A 1,242-nucleotide genomic window follows, 5' to 3' on the forward strand; every position below is an offset into this window, starting at 1 on the left:
TGAACTGGCCTAATTATTCCGGACACCTCTTAAGGGCGATATGATTTCGCCAACTTGGAGGTTCCATGAACGAAAGAAAGGTCTACACCCGCGAGTTCAAGCTTCAGGCTGCCAGCATGGTGCTTGATGATAACTGTTCGGTTCCAGATGTTTGTGCATCGCTGGATATCGGCCCCACCGCTTTACGGCGCTGGGTCGATCAGGTTCGCAAGGAACGCGAGGGCCAGGCCGTCAAAGGCACCAAGGCGATTACCGAAGATCAGCGCCAGATCCAGGAGCTAAAAGCCAAGATCAAGCGCATGGAGATGGAGGCCGAGATCTTAAAAAAGGCTACCGCTCTCTTGATGTCGGATCCCGATCGTTTTCGATGATTGCGGAGCTAAGAGAGTCATTCCCGACGGCTATCGTGTGTCGCGTTTTTGGTGTGAAGCGCAGCAGCTTTTATGAGTGGCTTCAGCGACGCGCCAAACCGCGGATCAGACGCGAAGAGCTCAAGCTGAAAGTGGTTGAACTGCACAGTGAAAGCCGGGAGGCCATGGGCTCCAGGATGATCAGCAAAGGCCTGAAGGCCCAAAATATTACAGTTGGAAGAAGTGTGGTCAGAGCGCTGATGAGGGAAGCCAACATTGTCAGTAAGCAACGCCAGCCGCATCCATTCAGATCCAAAGGCGTGGAGGCATTTGTCGCGCCCAACCGGCTTAAGCGCAACTTCAAACCGACTGCAATTGATCAGGTCTGGTGTGGCGACGTCACCAGCTTGATGGTGGGAAAACGTTGGGTTCACCTGGCCATCGTAATTGACCTGTTTGCTCGTCGAGTCATTGGCTGGGCATTTTCTCTGGTCAATGACGCCAACTTGGTGAGCAAGGCGCTACGCATGGCGACAGAGGTACGAACCTGCTCGCCGGGGCTGATGTTCCACTCGGATCAGGGCTGTCAGTACACCAGTCGTAAGTTTCAAGAAGAACTGGCCCGCCACGGCATTTTGCAGAGCATGAGTCATCGCGGACAGTGCTGGGACAACGCTCCAACAGAGCGTTTTTTCGGCACACTGAAATCAGAATGGGTTCCCCGCAGCGGCTACAGCATGGTCGAAGAAGCAAAAACCGACATGGTGCGCTTCTTCATGTATTACAACCGCACCAGGCTCCACAGCTACAACAACTACCTGTCGCCAATAGCTATGGAGCAAAAAGCGGCATAAACACCGTAATCGGTGTCCGGGATTACTTGACCAGTTCA

General features: G+C 53.5%; 2 protein-coding genes. Both read left to right on the forward strand.

From position 1 onward, the window contains the following. Positions 1-65: 65 nt before the first annotated feature. Positions 66-371, forward strand: coding sequence for a transposase (locus ACM6I6_RS22615; protein WP_323609148.1), 306 nt, complete (start codon positions 66-68; stop codon positions 369-371). Beyond that, entirely contained in the window at positions 368-1,204 is an 837-nt protein-coding gene (locus ACM6I6_RS22620) for an IS3 family transposase (protein WP_414920739.1), read from the forward strand. The genes ACM6I6_RS22615 and ACM6I6_RS22620 overlap by 4 nt, the downstream gene beginning before the upstream one ends. The last annotated feature ends 38 nt before the right edge of the window (positions 1,205-1,242 follow it).

Origin of the sequence: Pseudomonas sp. IT-P218, assembly GCF_949767605.1 — a bacterium.
GTDB classification, from domain to species: Bacteria; Pseudomonadota; Gammaproteobacteria; order Pseudomonadales; family Pseudomonadaceae; genus Aquipseudomonas; species Aquipseudomonas putida_AE.

What these genes read in the sequence shown, in the direction of transcription:
- ACM6I6_RS22620 (WP_414920739.1), top strand. Translation starts at nt 368, where the DNA reads ATGATTGCGGAGCTAAGAGAGTCATTCCCGACGGCTATCGTGTGTCGC.
- ACM6I6_RS22615 (WP_323609148.1), top strand. Translation starts at nt 66, where the DNA reads ATGAACGAAAGAAAGGTCTACACCCGCGAGTTCAAGCTTCAGGCTGCC.